16 protein-coding genes are annotated in these 26,153 nt (G+C 66.1%); 7 read left to right on the top strand and 9 right to left on the bottom strand.

Features of this window, described 5'->3' with window-relative positions; genetic code table 11:
- Positions 1-118: 118 nt before the first annotated feature.
- Genes OO015_RS08095 through OO015_RS08085 form a run of 3 tightly spaced genes read left to right on the top strand, consistent with a single transcriptional unit; the run spans position 119 to position 3,802 of the window.
- Positions 119-1,129, top strand: a complete 1,011-nt coding sequence (locus OO015_RS08095; protein WP_265940723.1) for an ABC transporter permease — start codon at positions 119-121, stop codon at positions 1,127-1,129.
- A gap of 1 nt (position 1,130) precedes the next feature.
- Entirely contained in the window at positions 1,131-2,039 is a 909-nt protein-coding gene (gene nikC / locus OO015_RS08090) for a nickel transporter permease (protein WP_265940722.1), read from the top strand.
- 20 nt (positions 2,040-2,059) lie between these two features.
- Entirely contained in the window at positions 2,060-3,802 is a 1,743-nt protein-coding gene (locus OO015_RS08085; RefSeq protein ID WP_265940721.1) for an ABC transporter substrate-binding protein, read from the top strand.
- 292 nt (positions 3,803-4,094) lie between these two features.
- Here OO015_RS08085 and OO015_RS08080 read toward each other — a convergent pair whose 3' ends face one another.
- The 8 genes from OO015_RS08080 to OO015_RS08045 all read right to left on the bottom strand — a co-directional run bounded on the left by OO015_RS08080 (position 4,095) and on the right by OO015_RS08045 (position 20,663).
- Positions 4,095-7,748, bottom strand: coding sequence for a helicase-related protein (locus tag OO015_RS08080; protein WP_265940720.1), 3,654 nt, complete (start codon positions 7,746-7,748; stop codon positions 4,095-4,097).
- Positions 7,749-7,755: 7 nt separating this feature from the next.
- Positions 7,756-10,692: a DUF1156 domain-containing protein gene (locus tag OO015_RS08075; protein ID WP_265940719.1), complete on the bottom strand. Its 2,937-nt coding sequence runs from the start codon at positions 10,690-10,692 to the stop codon at positions 7,756-7,758.
- A gap of 900 nt (positions 10,693-11,592) precedes the next feature.
- Positions 11,593-13,743, bottom strand: coding sequence for a DEAD/DEAH box helicase (locus tag OO015_RS08070; protein ID WP_265940718.1), 2,151 nt, complete (start codon positions 13,741-13,743; stop codon positions 11,593-11,595).
- A gap of 142 nt (positions 13,744-13,885) precedes the next feature.
- Positions 13,886-14,899 carry a BREX system ATP-binding domain-containing protein gene (locus tag OO015_RS08065; protein ID WP_265940717.1) on the bottom strand — a complete coding sequence of 338 codons (1,014 nt, stop codon included), beginning with the start codon at positions 14,897-14,899 and terminating at the stop codon, positions 13,886-13,888.
- Positions 14,856-16,112 (bottom strand): BREX system ATP-binding domain-containing protein, encoded by a 1,257-nt coding sequence (locus tag OO015_RS08060; RefSeq protein ID WP_265940716.1) that lies wholly within the window; start codon positions 16,110-16,112, stop codon positions 14,856-14,858. Before OO015_RS08060 ends, OO015_RS08065 begins: the two co-directional genes overlap by 44 nt.
- A 5-nt stretch (positions 16,113-16,117) precedes the next feature.
- Positions 16,118-17,011 (bottom strand): hypothetical protein, encoded by an 894-nt coding sequence (locus tag OO015_RS08055; RefSeq protein ID WP_265940715.1) that lies wholly within the window; start codon positions 17,009-17,011, stop codon positions 16,118-16,120.
- A gap of 149 nt (positions 17,012-17,160) precedes the next feature.
- Positions 17,161-17,613: a hypothetical protein gene (locus OO015_RS08050; RefSeq protein WP_265940714.1), complete on the bottom strand. Its 453-nt coding sequence runs from the start codon at positions 17,611-17,613 to the stop codon at positions 17,161-17,163.
- A complete protein-coding gene (locus tag OO015_RS08045; protein WP_265940713.1) occupies positions 17,610-20,663 on the bottom strand; it encodes an ATP-binding protein in 3,054 nt (1,017 codons plus the stop codon). The genes OO015_RS08050 and OO015_RS08045 overlap by 4 nt, the downstream gene beginning before the upstream one ends.
- A gap of 200 nt (positions 20,664-20,863) precedes the next feature.
- Here OO015_RS08045 and OO015_RS08040 point away from each other — a divergent pair, with 200 nt between their 5' ends.
- Positions 20,864-21,757, top strand: a complete 894-nt coding sequence (locus OO015_RS08040) for a dimethylarginine dimethylaminohydrolase family protein (RefSeq protein ID WP_265940712.1) — start codon at positions 20,864-20,866, stop codon at positions 21,755-21,757.
- An 11-nt stretch (positions 21,758-21,768) separates the two neighbouring features.
- Positions 21,769-22,770 carry a methyltransferase gene (locus OO015_RS08035; RefSeq protein ID WP_265940711.1) on the top strand — a complete coding sequence of 334 codons (1,002 nt, stop codon included), beginning with the start codon at positions 21,769-21,771 and terminating at the stop codon, positions 22,768-22,770.
- Here OO015_RS08035 and OO015_RS08030 read toward each other — a convergent pair.
- The gene (locus tag OO015_RS08030) at positions 22,767-23,969 is read right to left on the bottom strand and encodes an HAD-IIA family hydrolase (protein WP_265940710.1); all 1,203 of its coding nucleotides are present in this window, start codon (positions 23,967-23,969) and stop codon (positions 22,767-22,769) included. The genes OO015_RS08035 and OO015_RS08030 overlap by 4 nt on opposite strands.
- Before the next feature lie 222 nt (positions 23,970-24,191).
- Here OO015_RS08030 and OO015_RS08025 point away from each other — a divergent pair, with 222 nt between their 5' ends.
- Together OO015_RS08025 and OO015_RS08020 are read left to right on the top strand one after the other, a co-directional pair.
- Complete coding sequence (locus tag OO015_RS08025; RefSeq protein WP_265940709.1) at positions 24,192-25,196, top strand: glycosyltransferase family 2 protein; 1,005 nt, start codon at positions 24,192-24,194, stop codon at positions 25,194-25,196.
- Positions 25,186-26,106: a class I SAM-dependent methyltransferase gene (locus OO015_RS08020; RefSeq protein WP_265940708.1), complete on the top strand. Its 921-nt coding sequence runs from the start codon at positions 25,186-25,188 to the stop codon at positions 26,104-26,106. The genes OO015_RS08025 and OO015_RS08020 overlap by 11 nt, the downstream gene beginning before the upstream one ends.
- The last annotated feature ends 47 nt before the right edge of the window (positions 26,107-26,153 follow it).

Raw genomic sequence — 26,153 nt, 5'->3', positions numbered from 1 at the left:
CGATCAGGCAACGGAGCGAAGCCAGCGTAGCCCCTTCGGCATTACAGCGCTGCCATCGTGCTCGCTCCGTGTCTTCGAAGGCAGGGGAGCGAAGAGAACGGCGAATGGATAATTGAGGATGGTCGTTCGTCTGATCCTGCGGCGACTCTTCTTTCTCGTCTTCGTGCTGCTGGGACTCTCGCTGATCACCTTCACCCTCTCGCATGTCGTCCCGCGCGATCCAGCACGGATCATCGCTGGCCCGCGGGCGAGTCCCGAAGCGGTCGAGAAGATCCGCCAGGAATACGGGCTGGACCAGCCGCTCTGGCGACAGTACGTCCGCTACCTCAGCGGGCTTGTCCACTTCGATTTCGGTAAGTCCTTGACCTCGCGGCGGCCTGTTTCCGAAGACCTCGCTCGCTACCTCCCGGCCACGATCGAGCTGGCGCTCTATTCGATGGCCTTCGCGGTCGTCCTCGGCATCCCGCTCGGTGTGCTCTCGGCCGTGCGGCGAAACTCGCTTCTCGATCTCGTCGGCCGCACCATCTCGATCCTCGGTCTTTCGGTACCCTCGTTTTGGCTGGCGCTCGTCTTGCAGTTCTTCCTCTTCGCGCAACTCGGCCTGCTACCTGACGGCCAACGACTCCCGGTCGGGGTCCGCGAGCCCCCGCGCATCACGGGACTCTACACCGTCGACGCGCTGCTCCACGGCAACGTCGGCCTCTTTCTCCTCGCCCTCAAGCACCTGCTGATGCCCTCCGTCGTCCTGGGGCTCGCCGCGGTGGCCATCGTCACCCGCATGGTCCGATCCGGCATGTTGGAGGTGCTCGGTCAGGATTACATCCGCACCGCGCGGGCCAAGGGGCTCCAGTCCCACACGGTCATCCTCCGCCACGCCCTCAAGAACGCCCTGCTGCCGGCCGTCACCGTCATCGGACTGCAGTTCGGCCTCTTGATGGGTGGAGCGGTCCTCGTGGAGATCATCTTCTCCTGGCCAGGGATCGGTCGCTACGCCTTCCAGGCGATCCAGAATTTCGACTACAACGCTGTCATCTCGGTCACGCTCGTCATCGGTGCCGCCTACGTCTTCGTCAACCTCCTCGTCGATATCGTGTATGTCCTGCTCGATCCACGGATCCGGGTGACCTGAAATGGAGCGGACGACGGTCGCACCGACCCGAACGATCAGGATCGCTGGCGAGCGCCCCGCGCGGCGCCGGACCGCGTTCGGTGCCGTTCGGGAGTTCCTGGCTCAGAGTCCATTGAACGTCATCGGTGTCGTGTTGATCGGCATCTTCCTTTTCCTCGTCGTCTTCGGTAGTGCGCTCGCTCCGCATGACCCGGTGCAACCGAACATTGTGGTGAAGCTGCAGCCGCCTTCGTCCACCTACTGGTTCGGTACCGACGAACTCGGCCGCGACGTCTTGAGCCGGGTGATGAGCGGCGCCAAATACTCGCTCGGCGTCGCCTTCATCATCCTCTCCATCGCGGTCGTCGTCGGCACCGTGGTGGGACTGATCGCGGGCTATGTCGGTGGCCTCGTCGACGAGCTCCTGATGCGCCTCACCGATCTCTTCCTGGCCTTTCCGGCTCTGGTACTCGCCATGGCGATCGCTGCGACGCTCGGACGAAACCTGCAGAACACGGTGATCGCGCTCACTGCCGTCTACTGGCCGTGGTACGCGCGTTTGGTCCGCGGACAAGTCCTCTGGCTCAAGGAACGCGAGTTCGTCGAAGCGGCAAGGGCGATCGGGGCGACACCGCTCCGGATTCTCTGGCGGCACATTTTGCCGAACACGCTCGCGGTGATCATCGTCCAAGTGACGCTCGACATCGGCTACGCCGTGCTAGCGACCTCCGGCCTCTCCTTTCTCGGCCTCGGCGCCCAGCCGCCGACCCCGGAATGGGGTACCATGATCGCTGGTGCTCGCACGTTCTTCCGCGAAGCCTGGTGGTACATCACGTTCCCTGGGCTCGCGCTCACCTTGACGGTGCTGGGCTTCAACCTGCTCGGCGACGGACTGCGTGACTTTCTCGATCCGCGCACGCGACGACGGTAGGAACCGAGAGGAGGAGGACGATGGACCCACGACGACCGGAAGATGCGCTCGGACTGCTCCTGGCCGCTCGGAGCGGCCGGCTCACCCGTCGGCAGGTCCTCAGCCGGGGACTCGCCCTGGGACTCTCCACGTCGACGATCATGGCGCTCCTCTCCGCTTGTGGTGGCGGTGGTGGCGAGGCCACCCCGACCGCAGCTCCAGCCGCAACGCCCCAGCCTGGCCAGACGCCGACCGGTGAACGGCGCGAATCGCAGAACCGGGAGTTCGTTGCGCTCTTCTTCGGCGGCGTTCCCGACCTCGACCCACAGTCGGCCTATGACAACCAGGCCTCGGCACTGTTCCTCGCCTGTTACGAGATGCTCATCCGGCTCAAGGGCGAATCGACGTTCGACTACCAGCCGATGCTGGCCCGCGAGTGGTCGCACAACGAGGACTTCACCGAGTTCACCTTCAAGCTCCCAGCAAATGCCGTGTTCCACGACGGATCGCCCTGCGATGCCGATGCCGTCAAGCGCTCCTTCACGCGCTTCCTGAAGATGGGCCGCGGGCCGGTCAACGTCATCTCTCGCTTCGTGGAAGATCCGGACCAGCAGATCCAGGTCGTCGATTCCACGACGATCAAGTTCGTCATGACCAAGCCGCAGCCCCTGTTCCTCGCTGCCATGGCGTCCGAGTACGGCCCGCTGGTGGTCTCGCCGAAGGCGTGGGACGAGCACAAGACGGCCGACGACGAGTTCGCGCACGACTGGTTCAGCCAGAACATCGTCGGCACGGGCCCCTACAAGCCGGTCGAACTCTTGCAGCAGGAACGGTTCGTCTTCGAGCGCTTCGAGAACTACCACAGCGAGGCACCCTTCTTCGACCGGATCATCATGCGGGTCGTCCCGGAGGATGCGACCCGCCGCCAACTGATGGAATCCGGCGAGGCGCACGGCTGCGCCTACATCAACCCGGAAGACCTGCTGGCGATGAAGCAGAATCCGAACCTCCAGGTCGTCGAGTACGACACGACCGAGGTCGACTGGATCCGGATGAACTACGCGCTCCTGAACGCCAAGGCGCGGCAGGGTTTCTGCTACGCCTGGCCGTACCAGGAAGTCATCGAGAAGGTCCTGCGCGGCTATGCCAAGCCGATCAACGGACCGATCGCCGACACGGTCATCGGCTATGACCCGTCGATTCCCACCTACACGACCGACCTCCAGAAAGCCAAGCAACTCCTCACTGAGGCTGGGATCAAGGAAGGCGATACCTTCACCTACATGTACTCGAGCGGTGACCAGACGGATGCCGCGATGGCGCAACTCTTCCAGGCCAACCTGGCCCAGATCGGCATCCGCCTGGAACTCCAGCAGGTCGAGCGGGCAGCGCTGCTCGAGCTCGCCTACGGTGATACGCCACCGGAGCAACGCCCGCACTTCATGTCGGGTGGCTGGTGGCCGGACTACAACGACTCCTGGAACCAGATCTATCCGAACTACCACTCCGATTCGGTCGGATCCAAGGGATCGAACGCGATGTTCTACCGGAACCCGGAAGTCGACCGGTTGATGAACCAGCTCAAGGATGCCGCGACTGAAGACGAGATCCGTCGTCTCACCGGACAGATCGTCAAGATCCTGACCTGGGACGACCCGGCAGCGATCTTCTACGCGCAGATCAAGAAGGCGACGGTGCTGCAGAAGGACATCCGTGGCTACGTGCCCAACCCGATCTACATCAACAGCTACAACTTCTGGGCCATGTGGCGCGAGGCGATGTAGGGGCGCAGGTACCGCGGACGGGTCATCTCGTCCGCGCCAGCGACGCATCGAGCGGGCCCGCCGGAAGCCGAGGAATCACGGCGGGCTCGTTTCGTCCGCTCGCTGAAAGACTCGGGAGCTGCCCGACCCAGCGGCGCACCGTCCGCGCGCCGAGGCTGCGACTGGGTCGCTTCGGCTGCATGCACGGAGCGTGGGGCTCGGCCCGGCGACGCGTTGCCGGACCGTGCGAGCGCACGCTCGGGACGGCACGCTGCGCGAGCGGCTCGCGAGAACGCGCCCCGCATCCCCTCGCTCACTGGGGCGGAGCCAAGCGGTGCACGAGCTCTTCGGCCTCTCGGCGTAAGCTCCGCCAGCGGGCCTGCAGTTGCTCGACCGAGAGCGCACGGAGTTCTTCCCAGTGAGGGTCGTCCTCCCGTGCCTCGAGCGGCTGCTGGCTCCCGACCAAGCGGAGCAGCGGTGCGAACGGATACCCGTGGCGCGCCAACCCGCGCACCGCTTCTCTGCCGAACGTCAATGGGTCGTGCCCGCCGGCCAACGCGGGCTTGCGACCGAGCGCGATTTCGACCAGGGCCGCTTCGACCAGCACCTGGCGCGCCCGCTCGAGCAGCTGCGTGTCGAGCAGCTCTCGCTGGCGCCGCTCGTGCTCGGCGTACCGGTCGTGCTCCCTGGCGAGCCGTGCGGAAAAGTCCGCCTCGGCTGCAGCCAACCCTGGCGGTTCCACGGTCGCCGCTCCGGTCGGCTGCGCCTCTTCCAACTCGCTCAGTGTGCGCACCCAGACGGCCCGATCACCCTCGACCCGGTAGTACCCACAACGGGGTGGTGGCCCAGCGTGTTCCAGCCGCACGATGCCGGGTGCAGGCGCGCTACCGCTCGCGTCCACCTGCTCGAGCAGTTCCAGCAAGAACGGATCACCGTAGGTCAGGAAGCGGACCGTGCCGCTGTGGCGGTCGTACACCTCCGGATCGAAGGTGACTGCCTCGAGCCGGTCATGCCAGCTGACCAGCCAGGCCCCAACGATCTCCGGATGCGGCCGGAACCGCTCGGCCAGGCCAGGGAGCGTGGGCACGACCCGCTCGAGATCGGCCAGCGAAACCGGTGTCCCGATGGTCTCGCGGAAGGTCTCGTCGTAGAGCGTAGCGTCGAGGTCGAGCGAGGCTTGCTCGTGCGCGTCGAGACGCCGCTGGATCTCGGCGATCTCGTCCCGCAGCACCTGCTCGCGCGTCTGCCGCGGCTGCAAGGCGACGCGCTGGATGCTGCGCGCCACCTGCGTGAGGATCGGTTGGAGAGGGCCTACCACCGTTTCGAACCAGTCGATCCGGTCGCTGAGACGCCGGTAGATCTCCGCCTCGACCGAGTCGGCGTAGAAGAAGTTCAGGATATCGACCCGGGGATACCGCTGGCCGATCCGATCGAAGCGACCGATCCGCTGCTCGACCCGCATCGGGTTCCAGGGCAGGTCGTAGTTGACGAGTGCGCCACAGGTCTGCAGGTTGAGCCCCTCGCTCGCGGCATCGGTGCAGAGCAGGATCGTCACGTCACGCCCCTCGCGGAAGGCGTTCTTGATCTCCTCCTTCGTCACCGGCACCCAATGGCCGCCCCGCCAGCGCTCGCCGCCCCGGCCCGAGTAGCAGGCCACCCGGCTGCCATACACGGCGACGAGGCGCTCCCTGAGGTAGTCCATGGTGTCGGTGTACTGGGTAAAGACAGCGACCGTCTCGTGACGGCGGAACAACTCCTGCAGCTGCTCGTGCAGGCAGGCGAACTTCGAGTCCTCGCCGAGACGCGCCAGCTCAGCCACGAAATCCTCGAGATAGGCGATCTCGTCCCGGTAGGCCTGGGCCAGACCTTCCGGCAACGATGCCAGCGTTTCGCTGATGTCCAGCTCGAGTTCCTCGTCCTCGACGTCCTCGTCCGAAATCCCCAGATCCGGCCGTTGTTGCCGCAGATACTGCAACCGACGTTCCAGGCTACAGCGGGCAGCGAAAAAGCTGGACGTCAACCGCCGGCGGTACACCGTCATCACGAAGCCGAGACCGGGTCGCTCCGCCTCGTACCGCCCGTAGAACTGGCTCGTGTACTCCTCGATCCGCTCGTAGAGCTCCCGTTCGACTGGGCTCATCTCGATCCAGACCGGTCGCGGGTGGCGCGTCGGGATCTGGGCCTCCAGCAATCCCCGCTCGACGTACCGGCGGAGGAGCGCACGCGTGTGCCGGAACATCACGCGCCGCAGCGGCGTATGGCGCCGGAGTCCGCTGAACAGCCACTGCCGCTGCGGCGGCGATAGGTGATGCGGCGACCGCTGGGATTCGCCGGACAGGATCCGGCGTACCTCCTCCCAGCCGACGACGTCCAATGCCTTCTCGGCCTCCCGGGCGAAGACCGGATCGAGCCCTTGCAGCCGGACCTCTTCCCGCACCAGCCCGAGGACGAAGGACCAATCGAGCTCGGCGGGGCCGCGCCGGAGTTCCTCGTAGAAGCGGAGGAACGCGCTCGGGCTGGCACCCCAACGCCCGCCGAGTCCGAGCAAGACGAGCAGGTCCCACAGCTCGATCGGATGCAGCTGCATGGGCGTGGCCGAAAGCAGCCACAGGCCACGGGTGCGCTCGCTCAGCTGGCGCAGCAGCGCCAGCAGGCGGTTCGGCTGGTCCAGGCCGCGTTCGAACCCGCCGCGCCGCGCGTGGTGTGCCTCGTCGACGACGACGAGGTCCCACGGGCCAGCGTCCAGCACGTCGGCGCTGCGATCGCGTCGCTTCGCCAGCTGGCTCGAGACGAGGAAGACCGGCTCACTGGCGAACGGATTCGCGGTGCGCGGCTCCCAGGCTCCTCCCCGGACGGACCAGAACTTCCCGTCCTCGTAGCGCGGGACATCGAGACAGAACTTCTCGTACAGCTCCTCCTGCCACTGGCGGATGACGCTGTGCGGTACCAGAAGGAGTGCCCGCTGCACGCGCCGGTCGAGGACGAGCTGCCGCAGCGCCAGCCCGACCTCGATCGTCTTGCCCAGCCCCACCTCGTCGGCCAGCAAGAACCGCTCCGGAAACCGCTCGATCAACGCCCGGCTGACGCGCAGCTGGTGCGGCCACGGCTGGATCGCCGCCGTCGCGACGCCGAGACCTTCGGCCCCGACCAGGAGCGGCGCGTCCCGCAGGAAACGGGCCAGCAGCACCGCCCGAGCGTCGCCCCGCTCGACCGTATAGCCTTCTCGCTGTTCCCGCACACCGACCGTCCGTTCCAGAGGGTCCCGCACCGGGGGCGCCGAGGGCCGGTACCGCAGCAATTCAGCCCGGACGGCCTCGGGAAGGGGCAGGCTGATCCAGCCGGGCTCCGCGTTCGTCCACAACCGCTCGAAGCGGTGCACGACTTGCTCGAGATACGGTCGGCTGGTGTCCCAAGAGAAGTAGACGGCGAACTGCTCGTAGTTGTGTTGCCAACCGTGAACCGATTCGTTCACGCTGCCGCTGAAGGCGATCCGGTCACCGTGCGCGTCGGTGAAGACGCCTTCCTTGGCATGGAAGTACTCTTCGGCTCGCTCGGCGGGTAACGGGCGGCCGGTCGCATCGCACGGGAGGACGACGCGGACTTCCAGAAGCCCTTCCGCCACCATCCAGGCCAGCGCGGCCAGCCGGTCCCGCATCAGCTCGTCCTCGGGCGTCGTCAGCCGGGCCAGCAGGCGCTGTCGGACGACCGCGGCGAGTTCCTCCCCCGCGACGATCGCGTCGACGTCCTCCGGTTGCAGGTCCGCCCCGACCAGCAGGCGCATCCGGCCGCCGTTCTGGATCAGCCGGGCGATACCGGCAGCAGCGATAGCGAGCGCCGAACTGGAGAAGAATCCGGCCGAACGGTCGTAGGCCACGCTCCGCTCCAGCGCCGGCAAGTAGAACTCGTGCAGCCGGTCGTCCGCGGGACCGTAAGTGATGCGGAACGGGTACGCCCGTAAGCAGCCCACCGCGACCTCACTCCACTGCCTCGTCGTCCTCCTCGCCGCTCGCCTCGTCGAAGAGCGACCGCTGGACCTCCCGGGCGACCGGTTCCGGCTCGGGCGGCACCTCGAGCTCCGGGAAGAGCGCGAGCCGCATGGCGTCGAGCACTTGCGCTTCCGGGAGCAGGAAGGTTCCCTCCCTCCCCCGCGTGCGCGGGACCGCCTCCAGCAAGGCCTGGAGCAGCTGGCGGAACTCCGACGACTGCAGGAGTCCGGCCCGCCGCAGGAACTCCCGGCAGGCGCCCGCTCCGTCCTCAGCGTAGAGCACCAGCGCAGCGTGGGCGGCATCGACCAGGCGCGCGAACGACGTCGCCCCGGGATCCACCGCCCGGCGACGGACCCGCTCGCTCGGCTCCAGCAGCCGTACCGTATTGCTGCGTCGCTCGACCAGCCGCGCGCCGCGAATGATGTCGGCATCGAGGTCGAGCCCGACCGCCAGGGCCAGCTTGCGCGCCTCGTCGGCCGGGAACTCGCGTGCCCGGAAGGTATCCCAGGCGAAGAGGTACCAGTCGGTCGCGGCATCGAACCGTGCGCTCTGCCCGTGCAGGAGCCGCTCGCGGCGCAAGCGCAGCACCTCCTCGCGAGCTAGATCGAGCGCTGTCTCCGGCCGCAGGACGAGCGGCTTCCCGGTCTTCGGATCGACCTCGCTGGTCAGGGCCGGCCAGCGCGCCGAGATGACCGAGAGCGCTGGCCCGAAGGCGGCCAGGAGCAGGTCGACCCCGCCGATCCCGAGCGCAGCCAGCTCCTGCGCCCGCTCGCGCACCCGCCGGATCAGCACGCCGCGCAGCTCGTCCCACCAGACCGGCCCGTCGCCCGGCGGGCGCTTGCGGCAGGCGAGGAGGATGGTGCTCTGGGCTGCGTTCTTCTTGGCCTGGTGCAGGCTGTGCTCGCTCTCGGTATGCACCGGCCAGGAGGCGACGATCTGGAAGCCCGCTTCGATGAGCGCCGTCGCCAGGGCGTCCCAGGCCTCGACCTGCTTGTGGGTGAACAGGACGGTGAGGACACCGTCGGGCCGCAGGACGCGGCTGCACTCCCGGAAGATCGCCTGCATCTTGCGCTCGTAGTCCTGGCGGGCCAGCTCGCGGGCCGGGCGGCTCCCACCCAGCCCCGCGAAGCGCACCGGATTGGCGACCGCCTCGGCGTCCTTGTCGGTGAGCGGCCTCGCGAACCAGTCGGGATAGAGGTGGCCGACCGTCCGCTTGAGCCAGACGTAGAAGTAGTCGGAGAGCTCGGCGTACTGGACATTGTCGTAGTACGGCGGGTCGATGCAGACCAAGTGGACGGAACCGTCAGCGAGATGACCGAGGTGGCGCGCGTCCCCCTGAGTGATGCGCAACCTTTCGACCGGCGGCCGACCGGTGCGCTGCCACAGCGGGAGCCGGGTAGGCTGGGCCAAGCGGGCGATGCCGCGGTAGGCATCGACCACCTGGTCGATCGCCCAGTCGAGCCCCTTGCCGGCGGCGACCACCGCCATCTCGGCGAAACTCCACTTCATGCTGAAGTCGTGGCGTTGAAACGTGTGCCCAAGCACTTGGCGATTCGGGTGCCACGTGCACTGCCGTGAGTTCCAGTCCGCCAGCTTGTCGAGCGCGAGCGCGAGGTACGTGACGACAGCGCGAGCCCGGTCGGGCGGGAGCTCCGCCCGGATCGCCGGCTCGAGCGCGCGCAGCGCCTCGACCGCCGTTCCCAGCGCCAGGAGCTGGCGCGGGGCGAACAGGTCGCGCCAGCGGGTCATGCCGTAGCGGCGCGGTCGCGGGTCGCTGCTCGCCTCCGGAATCTCCTCGTCGGGTACGAGGTCGCGGGCGAGCCAGCCGGGGAGACGCCGGGTGAGTTCCTGCTCGGCCGCGGCGGCAGCCGCCAGGTCGGCCTCGTTCGGCAACCGGAAGTCGACGCCGCGCGGGGTCTTGACGACGACGGCATAGAGCTGCTGGCCCATCCGCCCGGCCTGGGCCTCGCGCTTGATGTACTCGTCGTCGACCACGTCACCCGTCCAGGGGGAAACGGCGACGCCGCGGCGGATCGTCCCCTGGTCGCCGAGCGCGTCGGCCTCGCGGCCGCGCACGATCGCGAAGCGGCAGGTGGGCCAGTCGGGGTGGGCGAGCAGCCGCACGGCGACGCGGGCACGGTCGTCGCGCTGCAGCCACCAGTTGGGGGAGAGGGGGATGGGCTTGCCGGTCTGCGGGCAGGCGACCGTGCGCGCCCAGAGGTAGGTTAACGGCTCCTCTATCGAGTTCATTCCTACATAGAAATTGCCTATCGAGGCACGTACGTACTCACTCAGCCTGTGCCCCCATCGTACCAGGTCAGTGACCAAATCGTCACCGAACCTAGACGGATAATCGAGAGTAGCAAGCAAGATTACGCTCGCCACCGGATTCAGCTCGTTGGCGTGAACGGTTAAGCCCAAACGGAGCGCTTCGAGCGGGATAGATCCTCCGCCAGCGGTCGGATCCAGCACAGCAATTTCCGGGCTCTCCCATGTAGCTTGGAAGACACTCGAGAGTTCTTCGGCTTCACGGTCAGACAAGTTGAAAGTAAAAGCTCTCCCGTGCGTGAAAGGGTTGTCGATACGTTTTCCTATCGCCCTCGCCTGTTGGATCGTCCTCCAGGCAGAGGCTAATTCCCCGTGGATCCCCAGCAACCAGCGCACCCAGGCGTGGTAGGCGTCGCGGGTGGGGAAGCGCTGGCGCAGCGGCTCGGGCCAGTCGGGCTGCCAGGCGGGGAGGAGACTCGCCAGCACCGCCGCGCGGCTGACCACCAGCGGCCGCCGCGCCCACCAGACGTGGAGGCGGTTGGGCGGGGGATGCTGGCCAGTGCTGTTCTCACGTCGCGCCTCGATCCCTACCTCCTGGATCGGCAGCCAGTCTTCGATGAGGAGTGGGCGACTGGCCAGAGCAGTTTCCCGATTCATCTGCCCTCCAACCATCGCGGATGGATCCCCGTCGGCACGAGCATCGATCCAGGACGGGCTCCCTCGCGTATGACCCCGACGCGCTCGACGCTCGTCGGCCCCTCGTGGACGAGGTCGTTCGCCACCTGAGAGAGATTCCCGACCAGGGCCGGCAGTTCAGGACGCCGGGGTCCCGTCTCGTCGCACTGGAACACGCCCGCGACCTTCCTTACGACCGTGCGCGAAAAGAGCGACGGAAGTCGCAGGGAAGGCTCGACGCAGTATGGCGCATCGACGGGGACGACCACGTTGCAGTCCGTGTGGTTCATCAGCGAACCGGAGAACCGTACAGGGGTTTCCGGTCTCTGCAGAACCGTATGGATTTTGCCCAAGATCTCGGCAATTTGTTTCATCTCCTGCACTATCCGGTCGCTCATCGTCTATCGAGCCTGATCCTCGCTGGTGTCGTCCTTCACAAGCATCAGAGTCACCGCAGCACACGCTGGTTCGAAGATGAACTCGAGAAGCGCGACGACGTGTCGGCCTCGATTTCCATCGGAAGCGATCCGGACTTCCATCGATCCCCCTTTATCCTGCCGATCGTTGTCCCCTCCGGCAACCGGACGACCGATGGATCGCACGGCGCGTCGGCTTCCGCACATCCAGGGAACCTGACCAAGATCCTGCCAGAACAGACAGGACGACACAGAGTATGTCATCGGCCGTCCGAGGACACGTCGGCTGGCCCGAGCTGATCCACACTCGCGTCCAACGGCGAGCCATCGCCCGCAGCTCCTCCCTCGGTCGTCGGAGTTCCTACGAGAGACGAGCGGCTGACGCCACTTTTCACGACCGACGTGCCACCACCACGGCGAGGAGGATACTCTCTCAGGTCCTGTCGTTGCGCCCGCGCGCGATGGCTCATCTCTCGTGCGTGACGCCCGTCCGGGCGGTCGAATCCAGCAACGCCTGCAAGAGTCGTGCACAGGTCTCGAGGTCGAGCACCGATATCAGCTCCTCCTGCTTCAGCTCCTCGGGGAGAAAACGGTACGCCGGGGGCAAGGGAACCATCCTCACGAATCGCTTCCATTCCGATCGGACCCGCGAGGCCAAGGCATCAGCCGTACACCGAGCCAAAACGTGAAGCGGCGGCTCGCTCGCGCACCACACGCGCCACGCATCGGCATCGAGCACGCGCGTTCCATGTTTCTGGAGCCAGAGTTCCAGGAGCCGGTTGGCGTTCGTCCCGGCGAACGTGTAGGCGACCCAACGGCCGTCCGGCTCCGGGGCCACCATCTCGCGCGTGGCCAGGAGCGGCTGCAGGACACTTCGGCACCGGCGCAAGCGCTCCCTCGCCGCTTCGGTATATCGGATCGGTAACCGGGCGAGCTCGGCATCGGTCATCGTCAGGACATCCGCGATCGCCCGGGCAACCGTGGCCGATGTCGGTTCCGGCGGTGTCGAGTAGCGGACGAACTGGGCCTCGTTTACCTCGAGATCGCGCACGCGCACGATGGTCTCTTTGACCTCGAGTACCAGCCGCGGTTTGCCGGCAACGACCACGATATTTCCAGGACGAAGTCCACGCGAGTACTCTCTCGGGAGTCCCGCGATCGGAAGGTCTCGCTCCCCGCGCTTCCGCAGGACGAGCGACTCGACCTGCTCGGGGATATTCCCCCAGAAGAGGCCGGTCTCCCACAAGCGATGGAAGCGATCGGTCGGCCACCAGAGCTGACGGCGGGAGTCGAACTCGAGCACGCCTGCCTGCGCCAGACCGTCGAGGATGGCGGCCAATGTCTCGAGCGTCGCGAATGCTGGGGGACGTTCCACGACCCGGAAGAAGCCATCGGCGGCGACCGCACCCCATCGGTGACACAGTGCGAGGAGCTGCTGGACGAGTACGGAATAATGCCGGGGCACGGATACGCTCTCCAGAACGCCATGCACGGCGCAGTGGGTCAGCGCGGCGAAGGTCAATGCGTGCGAGGTCGGATCGGCGTCCCGCCCCGAGGGATAGAACGCGGGACAACCAGCATAGACGATGCACGTCCCGGAACGACGGTTGCCCCTGCCGATCCGTTGCAGGAAGCTCGTCACGGTATTCGGCGCGCCCCACATCGCAACAGCATCGATGTCTCCGATATCGATACCGAGTTCGAGGGTGCTGGTCGCGATACAGACGCCACGGGATGCCTCACGGAAGGTCCGTTCGACATGCTTGCGGTATGTCCCGTGCAACGACGAGTAATGGAGGAGCACAGGAACGTTCCGAACACGCTCGCTCAACTTCCAGGCGAGCCAGTCGCAGTGAACGCGGGTATTCGCGAACACCAGGACTTTTCGATGTCGCTCCAAGATTTCCGTCAACCAGTACGCGGTGATATCCGCGAGTCGTTCGACCGAGTCCGACTCCAAGACATCGAGATGGACGACCAGGTCACGAACACCAGGGACGCTGATGATCCTGAAGGGTGCGTCGCTCCCGCGAAAGAACGCTGCAACCAGCTCGGGCTCGGCGACCGTCGCGGAAAGGCACAGTCGCTGGAGCGGGTGTCGCGTGTACTGCTTCAACCGCTCGAGAAGGCAGCCGAGCTGCACGCCGCGGGGCGTGCCGTAGAACAGGTGCGTCTCGTCGATGACAACCGCCTGGACCTCACGGAGCCGGGCGGTCACGTAGTCGTCGCTGCCCGCGAGCATGACCTCGAGCGACTCAGGAGTCGTCAGAATCATCGCCGGTGCGTCCCGCCCCTGCACGGTTTTCGACTCGCCATGTCGGACTGCCAGCCGCAGGCCACAAGCGCTGAGACGCTCCGATAACCGCACTGCGAGATCGTTGACCAAGGCTCGCGTCGGTGCGATGTACAGCGCGAAGGTCGACTGTGGGTGATCGAGCGCCATCTCCACCAGTGGTGCGACGACTGCTTCGGTTTTGCCGGAACCCGTCGGGGCAATGATCAGGAGATTCTGGCGCTGGAGGACCAACGGGATGGCTCGCTCTTGCACTGGACGCAGTCGGCCGAACGTTCCGAAAAACGCGTCGTACACGCGCGGCAGCATCTCCCGCCCAACCACGGAGAGCCCTCCTGACTAGTTGCGTCGGACATGCGGTCCATCCGACGGTACAAACCGCTGACGCTCGAGCCGCTGCGCTCCTCCCCAACCGCTGGCGACCGCAGCGAGCGTTTCTCCGCGAGTACAACCCCAGAACTCCGCATTACCGGATGCCGAGAAGGCGAGCGAACCGGGTGATACGCGACAGGACATCCGGCGCGCTTTCCGCTCGAAGTGCCGGACGAGAGACGTGTTCGGTCGGCAGCCAGCCGTTCTGCTCCAACACCTCCAGGTGGATGACGACACTCTGCACGAACGTACGCCAGCGCCCAGAGGGTACAGCCGAAGAGGCCTTCCAAGCCTTCTCGAAAATCGGTACCGGACCGATCGGCGGTCGCCAGTCGAACGCGGCACTATGCAACCGCTGGATGCGATACGTCAGTATCAGTGCCGATCTCTCATCCAGGGCTGGAGGGCGAAGGAGGGTACCCCATCGACCTGCCGCACTCAGACCAGACGTCGCGGCTAGTACGAGGACGACATGCGACTCGGGGCCATCGAGCAAATGACGGAGAACCTCTCCGAAGATCGCCCTTTGGTTTCCGGCCAAAAGCGCCACATTCTCCAACTCGTCCAGGCACAAGACGAAGCCGCGAAACCCCTGTGACCGAAGGCTCTGCGTCAACTCTGCCAAGCAACCGCGGAGCTGACGGCGCATGCTGCGATCGGTCCTGTAATCCGGTTGACCGTGCAGCCAGCTATCCCATCGGCGAAGGTCGAGGGCCGGGTAGCTCCACCGGAGTTGCCACAGGATATGTTGGAAGAGCCAGGCGGGCTTATGCAAGCCGATGTTCTGTTGGCGGTCGTGCGTCACGACGACCCAGGCGAAGTGCTGTCGCTCCGCTTCTGTCGCGATCAGTCGCAAAGTATGGCTCTTTCCCTCACCGTAGTCGCCACTGACGACCAGAGGTCTGACTCGCGCACCACGGCCCGCCTGCACCAAAACATTGTCGATTTCCGCCAAGACACCGGTCATTCCAACGCTCAGATAGCGCAGCGCGTCGCGCGGCGGGTACCCGGCTTTGAGAGCGATCAGGGCTCGCCGGCACGCGTGCCGATCGGTCGGTATCTCCTCATCGAGCGCCGAACGCGACATCTGCTTCATCCCACGGAGCATACCGACCTCGTTCGGTACTACGAATCTCTTTCAGGATCTCGCTCTTCGAGGGTATGAGCTCCTCGATGGACAGGTGGGGATTCTGCTGGGCACTATCGAGAACTGTCACGGTGAGTTGCACGAGGAAGCGTGGTGCAGGGACTTCTCCGGTAGCGAGAGCGTGCTCAGCGAAACGATCGAGATACGAATCCCGAACGCGGTCAGCGGCTGGCCACGAGTAGGCTACCGCGTGCACCTGTCGAATGCGTCGCGCCAGCTCGACGAGTTCCTCCTTTCGGAGCGGCAAGTGGTTGAGGTTGATCAACACGGAACGGTAGTCATACTCGGAAAACGATCGAATCAAACCACCGATCCGTTGATAGAGAGCGGGATAACTCGGAATCCCTCTACTCGTATCCAGAATCATTTGTTCCGTAATAGAGAAAATTAGAAGTAACCCTGCTAAGTTATCAGCATTATCCACAAATTGTCGAACGACTTCATAGCACGCATCGCGGACGTTCACCCGCTGATGAAGAATCAGCTCCAGCTCGTCGAAAATCAGCACCAGCCCACTGTAGCCGATATGGCGAAGGAACAGGATCAGCGAGCGCAGCATGGCACGCGCACTGGCACGGTCGATGCGCCCCCGAACGCCCGGTGGGCGTACCGCATCCCCGCCAAACCATTGTAGATAGGGCAGTAGCTCGCCTCGCCTTCCGCCGTTCCTGACCCACTGCTGGAGATAACCTCCGATTGCCTGCCGGAAATCCGGATCGAGTCCACGCAACGCATTCAACTTCGCTAGCTCATTCGATACTTGTCCGGATTCCGCAACCTTCTCACACCAGTAATTCAATAATTCCTCGATGCCGTTCATAGGCGCATTTGCATCTTCGTGTGTGAGATTGTCCATTATCTTCTTCCAAATTGTCTCGAAGCGATCCAGTCGAACATCTTTGGTCAGTGTTACTTCGGAGACGACGAACGCGCGTTCATAGGCTCGTTGCTCCGCTACTCGGAGGAAATGCGTCTTCCCGCTTCCATAGTCACCAGCAATCAACCGCACCGCCGAGAGCGCGTCTGCCCGGACAACATCCAGATACCAGCACATCCCTTCGACCCACCGCCCTCGGCCCACGTGCAGGTAACTGGCGAGGCTCGGTGGTGGCGGGGTACCACGCTTCAACGCCTCGATGATGGTTATGGCATCCCTCCGGCTGAGTGTTTCCATACAGCTCACCCCACATGGACTCGCTGGAAGGAGAGCAATCCGTAGTTTTGCCCGATCCCGGTCCCGAAGTTCACGACGTACAACGAATCCTTGACTTTGCGAATCGGATGCAGGCGTAGCCGCCAGCCATCGACCTCGTCCTGGCCAGTAGCCAGCAACCTTCCGAGATCGACGGCGAACTCGTCAGGCGGATAGGGTCGGAAGTGCCGTGAATCGACGCTTTGGAACGCCTTCGGTGACTGCCGGAGAACGACAACGAATTTGTGGACAGCAAGGATCGGAACAGGCTCCCCGGGACTCCGTTCAGTTCCCGACTGGACGAGCGCGAGCTGGTACGCTTCGAAGAGTTCTTTGGCAAAACGCCCTGCGTGGAACGGTCGATCGAATAACCGCTCGAGTTCTGACCGGATGGCTTCTGCGACGGCATATACGGAAATATCACCAGTGAGTCGACGCGCACGGAATGGAGTCGCTATGGTCGCCTCATATTTTTGATAGTCGACCCGAACCTCGATCAGGCTGCGGATTCGATAGCCATCCTGGAGACGCCCCTCGACCGTCTCGTCAGGACCCAGAATTCGACGCAGCAATCGGGTATAGTCCGTGAGCTGCTCCTCCGCCAAGGTGTCAGCCCAGGAACGCAACGCAGCCACGAGCGCGGCACGTTCGGGTACGACGCTCTCCAGCTTGTCGAGCTTGGCGAGAAGGCCGAAGGGGCGTTCAGCCGCTTGTGGCAAGAGCGCAAGCACCTCTTCCCAGAGCTGACGAGCGCTCCGAGCTGCCTGCTCGACCTGACGGCATTCGCGAATCACCTCACCGATCTCTCGCCGGAACCGGCTCAGTTGCTCGTCACCATTCGTCTCGGCAGGCTCTTCGGTCATACGGATCAAATGGCTCACGAGAACCGACCTCCAGACCTGACCATCCGACATCCTTCCATCCGATAGCGGACCGACACCTCCTCAGTGCCTTAGGGCTCCGCCAACGCGCCGACGACGAGACGAATCGAATGCTGTTACGGAACGAGGACAGCAGCTTGAATAGTACTTTATTCCCCCGCGACCAGGATGCGCAGAGCACGGCGGGCGCGGTAACCGGTACCAGGCGCCACGCATTTGCTGAACCAGTAGTACGCCTCTTCGTCGGTCATCGCGCGTACACCGGCCGCGACGCGCTCCATCCGCTCGACCCGCCGCAACGGACGGAGGGCGAGGAAGAGCAGCCCGAGCCGCACGCCAGTCGCCTCGCTGAGTGCTACCATCCGGTCCTCGCCGCCGCTCGCTCGGGTATCGCGCAAGCTCCGGTATCCGTCCCGGCGCAGCAACTCGAGCACCTGGTCGAGCGCCACCAAAAGCGGTGTCCCGTCCAGTGCGGCGACCCGCTGGACGGTCGGCCGGCGCCCGTTGCTCGCCGGACGCTGCTGGAGCACGATCAGGCGGTATGCCTCGTCACCCAGCGGCTGCACGCGCAGCTGGAACCGCCATCGCCGATCGTCGCTCACCGCTTCCCCTCCGCTCCGTCCTCGACCGCCTCTGCCCGCAGCGCGATTTTCCCGAAGGGCAGATGCTCGACATAGTCACGCAAGCCGACGACGTCCTCGGCCACGGAAAAGCCATCCTCCTCGCTCTCGGCGATCACCGTGACGGTCAGCACTGCCTGGCTGGCCTGCCCACCCACCGTTTCCACGACCTGCCGCACTGCCTGCCAGCGGGAGAGGCCTCCAGCGAACTGCAACGTGACGCGCTCGTCCTCCGAAAATCCAGCGATATACTGCATATCCACCCGCAGGCGCGCGCGGGGAACCTGCGCGAGCAGCAGCCCGAGCGCCCGAATTTCCTGCACCGCCGCAGCGCCGCTCGCCTCCAGTGTGAGTTCCAGACGAGCGAGGCGCTCGACCCGCTTGTCCCCCGCCTGGTCGATCAGCGATTGGAACGCCTGCGGGGCCACCCCCGCAGCCTCGAGGACGGGTCGTTCCCTCCGCTCGATGACGATCCCGCAGACACACTGCGCTGCCGGTTGCCCACAGACCGGGCACGTTGCCATTTTCTGGCCGTTGTCGCCGTTACCGTTCGGCTTCGGCCTGGGGCGTTCCACCTCGATCCCGACGCGGGCTGCTTCCTCGGGCGTGTAGAGATAGGTCTCTTCGGAGAGTTCGACCGTCGGCAAGGGCGAGTCCTTGTCGTAGCCCTTGCGGGTGGCAGCGTCGTAATAGATCCACTCTCCGCTCACGATGCCGTCGCGGATGATCCGCTTGAGCACGTTCGGATCGAGCAAGATCGGCAGGTTGACCCGCTGCGCGAAGGTGCGGCGGATTTCTTCCGTACTGACCTTGCCCTGTTGCCCGCTCCAGGCGCGCGCACGGACGTAGGCTGGCGCGAGCGGCTGGTCATCGCTCGTGCGCACCTTCTCCAACCGCTTCAGCGCTTGGACGACGACATCGGTCTGGGCCCGCCGCACCGTACCCTGGTCTTGCGCCGGCAGGATCTCGCGAGCGAGTTGGGACTGCCCCGGCGCCAGGTCGCCGCTCGGGTAGTACAAGAACCGATAGGCCCGGGTGATCGCGACCCGCAGTTCGAGTTCGGTCTGCTCGCGCAGTTCGCGCAGGCGGCGCTGCTGCTCCTGCGTGAAGTCGGCGAGCCGGCTGGGATCGTTCAACCGCTCGATCGCGAGGTACTTGCGGGCCGTGTCGATCAGCTGGCTCCGCTGGCCCTGATCGCAGACCAGGAAGACCAGGTTGTTCCGGTAGCGACGGTAGCTGCCAGCGCTCCCAGCGTACTCGAACAGGTGACGGACGAAGTCCGGTGGCGCGTCCTCGGCCGCTGTCGCCGTTGCCGCATCGAAGTGGACGATGACCAGTTTCGGTGTCCCAGCGTCGTCCGGTATATCGGCCGGTTCGTGCGGGAAAGTGACCGGCTCGAGCGCACCACGCGTCCAGATCTGACGGATCCGCTCCTCGAGTTTCGCCTTGGCCAGCGAGACCGGAACGACCGCCATCTCGTCCGCGATCACCTTGTTGAGCTGCACCTCGGTGCCGAAGCGGTAGTGTTCGCGCTCGGCAGCGAGATACCAGCACCGTTCCACCAGTTCGGTGAGCGCGCGTTCCAGTGCGCCGGGATCGTCCCCTGGCTCGAGCACGTTGGCGAAGAGCGTGGGCTTCTGGATACCGGCAGCCTGGCCGTGCACCAGGCTGTGGAGAAAGATGGTGGTCGCCAGCCGCTGGCCGTACGGCGGCCGACCAGCGGCGAGGAACGCCGTGTCGACGCTCTGCGCGTGAGCAGGATGGCCGGGCACCTGCGAGACGATATCCGCCTCGATGACCTGCTTGAACACCGGCCGGTCGAGCCGACTGGTCAGATCTTCGACGATCGGAGGGAAGCCCAGATCGACGTGGTGCGGATGGATGAGCGACAACCGAAGGAGCCGCTGCTCCCACAATCGGCGCACGACGAGAGCCAGCAGCCGCAGCGCGCCGCGCGTGCGCTGGAAGTTGGGGATCGTCCCGACACGCAGGCTCAGCACGCGCAGGAGTTCCGGGTGGAACGGGTAGCTCCGTTCGATCTGGGCCGCATACGCAGCGGTCGTCACCTCGTGCGGCAAGGGCGCGCCGTGCTCGACAGCCGTCGCGTACGCTGCCAGATACGCTCGACTGACCTCCTGCGCGGCGTGCCGGTCGATCGTGCGGAACAGCCGGTGCGCGACGATCGATGCGGTCTCGTCCTCAGCCGCCGGGGTCAGCACGCGCTCGTTGCGCGCCGCAACGCGCCGAGCCTCGGCGAGATGCGCACGCAGCTGCTCGCTTTCCTGGCCGAAGGCATCGCTCGGGTCAGCGAGTGTGAGGACCACGACCACTCGTTGCCGGCTCGCTGCGAACTCGAGGAGCGACATGAGAAACGCGATCGTCTGGCCGGCGACGTTCCCCTCGCCTGTCCCCGTCGGCACCGCTTGCGCGGCGCGCAGGTACCGCGCGATCTCGTCGAGGAGGATCAAGGTCGGACGGTCACCGATCAGGTGGTCGAGGAGCCCGGAACCTGGCGCCGCCTTGGTCCGGCGGTCCGACTCTTCGACGAGTCGGTATCCCGCGACACCACCCAACTGGTAGGCGAGTTCGCCCCAGAGCGTGTAGGTCGTTACGTCCGGATGGAGCACGCCGGTCGTCGGGTCGAGTTCCGATCCGACGATACCAGCGACCCGCACCGAACCAGGATCCGGAATCAATCCAGGATCGACCAGGCGCTCAGCAGCGGGACTGCCGCGGACGGCATGGTACAGTGCGATGAGGCTGTGCGTCTTCCCGCCACCGAACGGCGTTTCCAGTCGGACGATCGGATTGGCGGCAGGATTCCGGCCAGTCAGCCGCCCCAAGACCTCACGGAGCAAGGTCCGGAGACCTTCGGTCGGATACGTGTTCTCGAAGAATCGCTCCGGATCCTGATAGACCGGATCGGCGACACCATCGAGCACGTCCTTCAGGCGGGCAGCGAACAGCTCTTCCCGGAGTTCGCCCTGCAGGACCTCCGGACGGGGTTCGCACGTTTCGTAGAGCGAACGCATCGGCCCTCCTCACCGACTCGCTCGAGGCTGCTCAGGATTTCTCGGTTCGTCCCCTGGCGATGCGACCGGTTCCTCACTCGTATAGAATGCCACCCGACGGGACGGCCGTCGATGCCGCAGGCCGGACGAGGAGAGGGCAGCGCCCGCGGCCGTGGGGTAGGGCGGTCTTCGCGCGGATCGCGAGGGAAAGGAGCCGGACGGTGCGTGCGAGTGCGTCGACTCGGGAGGACCGGACCTTCGGAGCACAGTCGATGGTCGCGCCGCTCCGGCGCGTGCTCCTCGTGCGGCCAGTGCCGCCCGCCGACCCGGACTGCTGGCGTGCCTTCGGCTACCTTGGGCCGATCGACCACCAGCGTGCGGTCACCGAGCACGCGGCGCTCGTCGCGCTGCTCGAACGCGAGGGGGTCGAGACGATCGTCGTCGAACCCGACGATCCCAACCTGCAGGACGCGATCTTCCCGTTCGATCCGGTCATCGTCACGGAGGCCGGCGCGATCCTGCTGCGCATGGGCAAGGCGCAACGCCAGCCGGAGGTCGCGTTCCTGGAACGCGTGCTCCGCGACCTGGACGTCCCGATCGTCGGGCGGATCGAAGCGCCCGGTACGGTCGAGGGCGGCGACTGCTTGTGGCTCGACGAGCGGACGCTGGTCGTCGGCCGAAGTTATCGCACGAACGACGCTGGGATCGCTCAGCTGGCTGAACTCGTGCGGCCGCTCGACGTCGCGGTCATCGCCGTCGATCTCCCGCACTGGCACGGCCCCGGCGAGTGCCTGCACCTCCTGTCGCTCGTGAGCCCGGTCGACGTCGACCTCGCTGTCGTCTATCCGCCGCTCGTCCCGGTGCGTCTGATGGAGCTGCTTTCGGCGCGCGAAATTCAGCTCATCGCTGTCCCCGACGAAGAGTTCCCGACGCAAGGGCCGAACGTGCTGGCGCTCGCCCCGCGTCGTTGCGTGATCCTGCGCGAGAACGAGCGGACGATCGCTGCGCTCGAAGCGGCCGGCTGCACGGTCTACCCGTACGAAGGGCAGGAGATCTCCCACAACCGGTCGGGTGGCCCGACCTGTCTCTCTCGCCCGCTCCTGCGTCGCTGGTAAAGGAGATCCTGATGCCCCCGACTACCGCGCAACGGCGGATCCTCGAACTCGCCCAGAGCTTCCGTACGGCAGCGGTCGCGATCGCGTTCGCCGAACTCGATATCGGCACCCAGCTGGCCGCCGGTCCGCTCCCGACCGAGCGCCTGGCAGCGGCGGTCGGTGCCGACCCACTGGCGCTGGCGCGTTTTCTCCGGGCCGCTGCCGCGCTCGATCTCGTCGTCGAAACGGCAGCTGGCTGGCAGCTGACGCCGCTGGCTGCCGAGACACTGGTGCCCGAGTCGCCCCATTCGCTGGCCCGCTTTCTCGCCAACCAGGCCGCCTTCTACCGCCGCTGGGGACTCCTGACAGAGGCGGTGCGCACCGGCCGTGCCCCCGAGGCGAGCCGTCGCGAGGAAGACCGTGCCGACTGGGTCCGGCGCTTCACGCTGATGCTCTACGAGGTCGCCCGGATGACGAGCGACGACATCGCGGCTGCCCTGCTTCCGCTCCTGCGTGACCTGCCACACCCGCGCGTCCTCGACCTGGGCGGCGGGCACGGCGAGTACGCGATGGCGCTGGCGCGGGCGCACCCGACGCTCGAGGCGGCCGTCTTCGACCGGCCGCCGGTCGTCGCCGTGACGCAGGAACTCATCGCCAGCCAGGGCCTGAGCGATCGCGTCCGCACACTGGCCGGTGATTTCTTCGTCGACCCGCTCGGCGCAGGCTACCAACTCGTGCTGCTCTTCGGCGTGCTCAACGGCATGGACGAGGAGGGAGCGCTCCGGTTGCTCCGCCGCGTGCGCGACGCGCTGGCACCCGGCGGCTGGCTCGCGATCCGCGCAACGCCGCCCGACGCCACTCCGCAGGCACGGCTGCAGCACGCGCTGCACGACCTCCAGATGCTGCTCGCGACCGAGCGCGGCCGTAACCCGACTGCTGACGAACTCGCGGCCTGGCTCAGCAGCGTCGGCTTCAGCACGCTCGAATGGCGTACGGTCGACGACGCGACGGCACTGCTCCTGGCCCAGCGCTAGCTACTCCGAGCGAGCCGTTGACGGCACCAGCCGGCTTGCATGGGTGGAAGGTGCGCTTCGAGCGCCGCGAGTTCCACCCAGCGCACCTCAGGTTCGAGCGCGCTCGGCTCGATCCGACCCAGATAGGCTTGCCCGGCCAGCTGGACCGCAGCACCGTCGCGGTCGCTGACGAGCCAGCCATCTCCGGAGACCGGCCCGAGCGGTTCGAGCGACCGGTCGACCCGATCGCCGGAGAGCCGCGCGAAAAGCCGCTGAGCAGCTTCCTCGAATGTCTCGAGTGGCTCCAGTTCCGTCCACGGGAGCACCGTTTCGCCATGCGCTTCGATCAGGGCAACGCGTTCCCCTGCCGTGTCGGTCACGAGGAGGACGACTCCCGGTAGGATTCGCTCCGGCCAGCGCTCGGCGACCGGAGGATCGTCGGGGAGATCCGGCGCTCGCTCCACCGCCTCGGCCAACGAGGAAACGACCGCATCCGGTCGGCGGAGATCGCGCGGTGACGGGAATTCCGGTGCTCGCGGCGCGACGAGGATCGCCGGGAGACCGGCCCGGTGCGCACCGAGGATGTCACTTTCGACCCGGTCACCGACGACCAGCGCGCGACTGCCGGGCGGCAGCGTCTCGAGCGCCAGCTGGAACATCAGTGGTTCCGGTTTCCCGACAATCAGTGGCCGACGTTGCGCGGCTAAGTGGATCGCGCAGACGACCGCTCCCGTGGCCGGTACGGTACCGATCGGCATCGGATAGGACGCATCGGCATTGGTCGCCACGAACAGTGCACCGCGCTGCACGAGGACGGCCCCCTGCACGACGTCGAGGAAGCTCATGCGCTCGTCGGCACCGACGACGACCGCTTCCGGCAAGCCGTCGCGGGCCACCGCGATGCCAGCCCGCTCGAGTTCCTCGGCCAGGCCCGCACTACCGACCACGAACGCACTGCGGATCCCGCGAGCTGCTAGGAAGCGGGCCGTCGCCCAGCCGCAGGTCACGACTTCCTCGACGCGCGCCTCGATGCCGAGTCGCTGCAAGCGCGCGACCAGCTGCTCGCGAGTCGGCCGCGGATCGTTGGTGAGAAAGCGCAGCTGTTTCCCGGCGCGACGCAGTGCAGCGAGTGCCTCGTGTACCCCCGGCAACACCTGGTCACCGACGTAGACGACGCCGTCGAGGTCCAGTAGCCAGGCATCGAACGCGGTCGTGCGCATGCGGTCCCCCCCTTCGCGCTCCGCGACCAGTATGCTGCGTGATCCTGGATTTGCCATGAAGGAACGACGAACAGCGGATAGATCGTGGCGGTCGGCGAGCGCTCCGGGCCCAGCACCAGCCCGGTCCGACCTGCCCGGGAACCTGGTCGGACAGGTCGTACGGCATGCTAGGCGCTCGGCGTTCCCCTCGGTTACCATCAGGAACGCGGGAAGGGACGGGGTATGACGGTTCCGGTCACTCGCCACCCGTCGACGGGACCGAAAACGCCAGAGACGACGCGAGCGCTCGGGCCGGTCGACCTCTCGGTCGTCGTCCCGGTCTACGACGAGGCAGCCAGCCTGCCGGAACTGTACCGGGAGCTCTGCGAGGCACTCCAGCCGCTCCAGCTCCGATCCGAGTTGATCTTCGTGGACGACGGGAGCACCGACGGCTCGACAGCTATCCTGCAGGAACTCTTCACTGGCGATCCGCGGGTCCAGGTCATCGAGTTCCGGCGCAACTTCGGGAAATCGGCTGCGCTCGCTGCAGGGTTCCGCGCCGCCCGTGGCCGATGGATCGTGACGCTCGATGCCGACCTCCAGGACGATCCGCACGAGATTCCGCGCCTCCTCGAGGCACTCGAGCAGGCAGACCTCGTCAGCGGCTGGAAGACACCCCGGCGAGACCCCTGGACCAAGCGGTTTCCCTCCTGGGTCTTCAACTGGCTGGTCCGGCTCCTCACCGGCGTGCACCTCCACGATGTGAACTGCGGGCTCAAGGCCTATCGCGCCGAGGTGGTCCGCGAGATCCCGCTGTACGGGGAGCTGCACCGGTTCATCCCGATCCTCGCGCACGCCCGCGGTTTCCGAGTAGTCGAGCTTCCGGTCGCGCACCGGCCTCGCCGCTACGGTCGCTCGAAGTACGGGCCAACTCGCTTCGCCCGCGGACTCTTCGACCTCCTGACGGTGCTGTTCCTCATCCAGTACAGTCCGCGGCCGCTGCACCTTTTCGGCTGGTTCGGTCTGGCTGCGCTCGGGATCGGAACGACGATCAACGCCTATCTCTCCGTCCAGTGGTTCCTCGGGCATCCGATCGGGCACCGCCCGCTGCTGACCCTGGGCGTCCTCCTCATGACGATCGGTGCACAGTTCTTCCTCACTGGTCTCCTCGCCGAGCTGATCACCCACAGTGCGCCCCGCCAGGACTACAGCATCCGCCAGCACTGGCGACACGACGATGACGGCTGACACGAGCATCTTCGAGCACGTTCCCTGTGGCCTCTGCGGTGCCGACGACCCGGAGCCGCTCCTTTGGGTCGAGGACCTCCGCTTCGGGACGTTGCCGTTCCCGATCCAGCTGGTCTGCTGCCGTCACTGCGGTTTTCGCTATCTCACCCCGCAGCCCCGGCCAGGCTGCGAGATGGCCTTCTATCCGGACGACTACGAACCGCATCGCCGGATGAACCTGACCGCTCGCGCCCGGCGTCTCCTGCTCCGTCACGAGGTCCACCAACTCTGGCCGTTCCTCGCCCCGCCACGACGCATCCTCGAAGTCGGTTGCGCGACCGGTGAACTCCTCCAATGCATCCGCGAGGCTGGAAACCCACGCGTCGTGGGCGTGGAACCCGACCCGAAGGCTGCCGCGACGGCGCGAACGCGCGGGCTCGCGGTTCTGACTGGTACCCTGGACGAGGTCGCTTTTCCGTCCGCCAGCTTCGACACGGTGCTCCTGCAGCACGTCCTCGAGCATCTCGCCCGCCCCCGGCAGGCGCTCGAACGGATCGGCCAGCTGCTGCGGCCCGGCGGCACGCTCATCGTGTGGGTACCGAACGGTGCTTCGTGGGCCGCTGCACTGTTCGGCCCCGCCTGGATGGGCTACGACCCCCCGCGACACCGGAGCGTCTTCACACCGGCCACCCTCCAGCGCCTGCTCTCGGAGACGGGTTTCACGGTCATCGACGAGGAACACGAGTGGCACGGGCTCGAGTGGTCGTGGGGGGTTCGCTTGCTGGCGCGACAGGCCGGCGCGACCGCACTCGAGCGGTTCCTCGCCCGGGCTCATTTCCCGCTCATCGTGCTCGCGACGCCGGTCGCTGCGCTCGCGGCGCTCGCCCGTCGCTCGGGGCGCATCCGGGTCGTCGCCCGCAAGCGGACGTGATGACGTGCCTGGAAGGGACAGCCGCTCGGAAGCGGGAGTAGCACCCA

It is taken from the genome of Thermomicrobium sp. 4228-Ro (assembly GCF_026241205.1).
Taxonomy (GTDB): domain Bacteria; phylum Chloroflexota; class Chloroflexia; order Thermomicrobiales; family Thermomicrobiaceae; genus Thermomicrobium.
Note: the sequence above shows the minus strand (reverse complement) of the source record. Positions and strands in the feature narration are given on the sequence as shown.

What these genes read in the sequence shown, in the direction of transcription:
- OO015_RS08075 (WP_265940719.1), bottom strand. Translation starts at nt 10,692, where the DNA reads ATGAATCGGGAAACTGCTCTGGCCAGTCGCCCACTCCTCATCGAAGAC.
- OO015_RS08045 (WP_265940713.1), bottom strand. Translation starts at nt 20,663, where the DNA reads ATGCGTTCGCTCTACGAAACGTGCGAACCCCGTCCGGAGGTCCTGCAG.
- OO015_RS08095 (WP_265940723.1), top strand. Translation starts at nt 119, where the DNA reads ATGGTCGTTCGTCTGATCCTGCGGCGACTCTTCTTTCTCGTCTTCGTG.
- OO015_RS08060 (WP_265940716.1), bottom strand. Translation starts at nt 16,112, where the DNA reads ATGGAAACACTCAGCCGGAGGGATGCCATAACCATCATCGAGGCGTTG.
- OO015_RS08025 (WP_265940709.1), top strand. Translation starts at nt 24,192, where the DNA reads ATGACGGTTCCGGTCACTCGCCACCCGTCGACGGGACCGAAAACGCCA.
- OO015_RS08035 (WP_265940711.1), top strand. Translation starts at nt 21,769, where the DNA reads ATGCCCCCGACTACCGCGCAACGGCGGATCCTCGAACTCGCCCAGAGC.
- OO015_RS08065 (WP_265940717.1), bottom strand. Translation starts at nt 14,899, where the DNA reads ATGCTCCGTGGGATGAAGCAGATGTCGCGTTCGGCGCTCGATGAGGAG.
- nikC (WP_265940722.1), top strand. Translation starts at nt 1,131, where the DNA reads ATGGAGCGGACGACGGTCGCACCGACCCGAACGATCAGGATCGCTGGC.
- OO015_RS08085 (WP_265940721.1), top strand. Translation starts at nt 2,060, where the DNA reads ATGGACCCACGACGACCGGAAGATGCGCTCGGACTGCTCCTGGCCGCT.
- OO015_RS08030 (WP_265940710.1), bottom strand. Translation starts at nt 23,969, where the DNA reads ATGCGCACGACCGCGTTCGATGCCTGGCTACTGGACCTCGACGGCGTC.
- OO015_RS08020 (WP_265940708.1), top strand. Translation starts at nt 25,186, where the DNA reads ATGACGGCTGACACGAGCATCTTCGAGCACGTTCCCTGTGGCCTCTGC.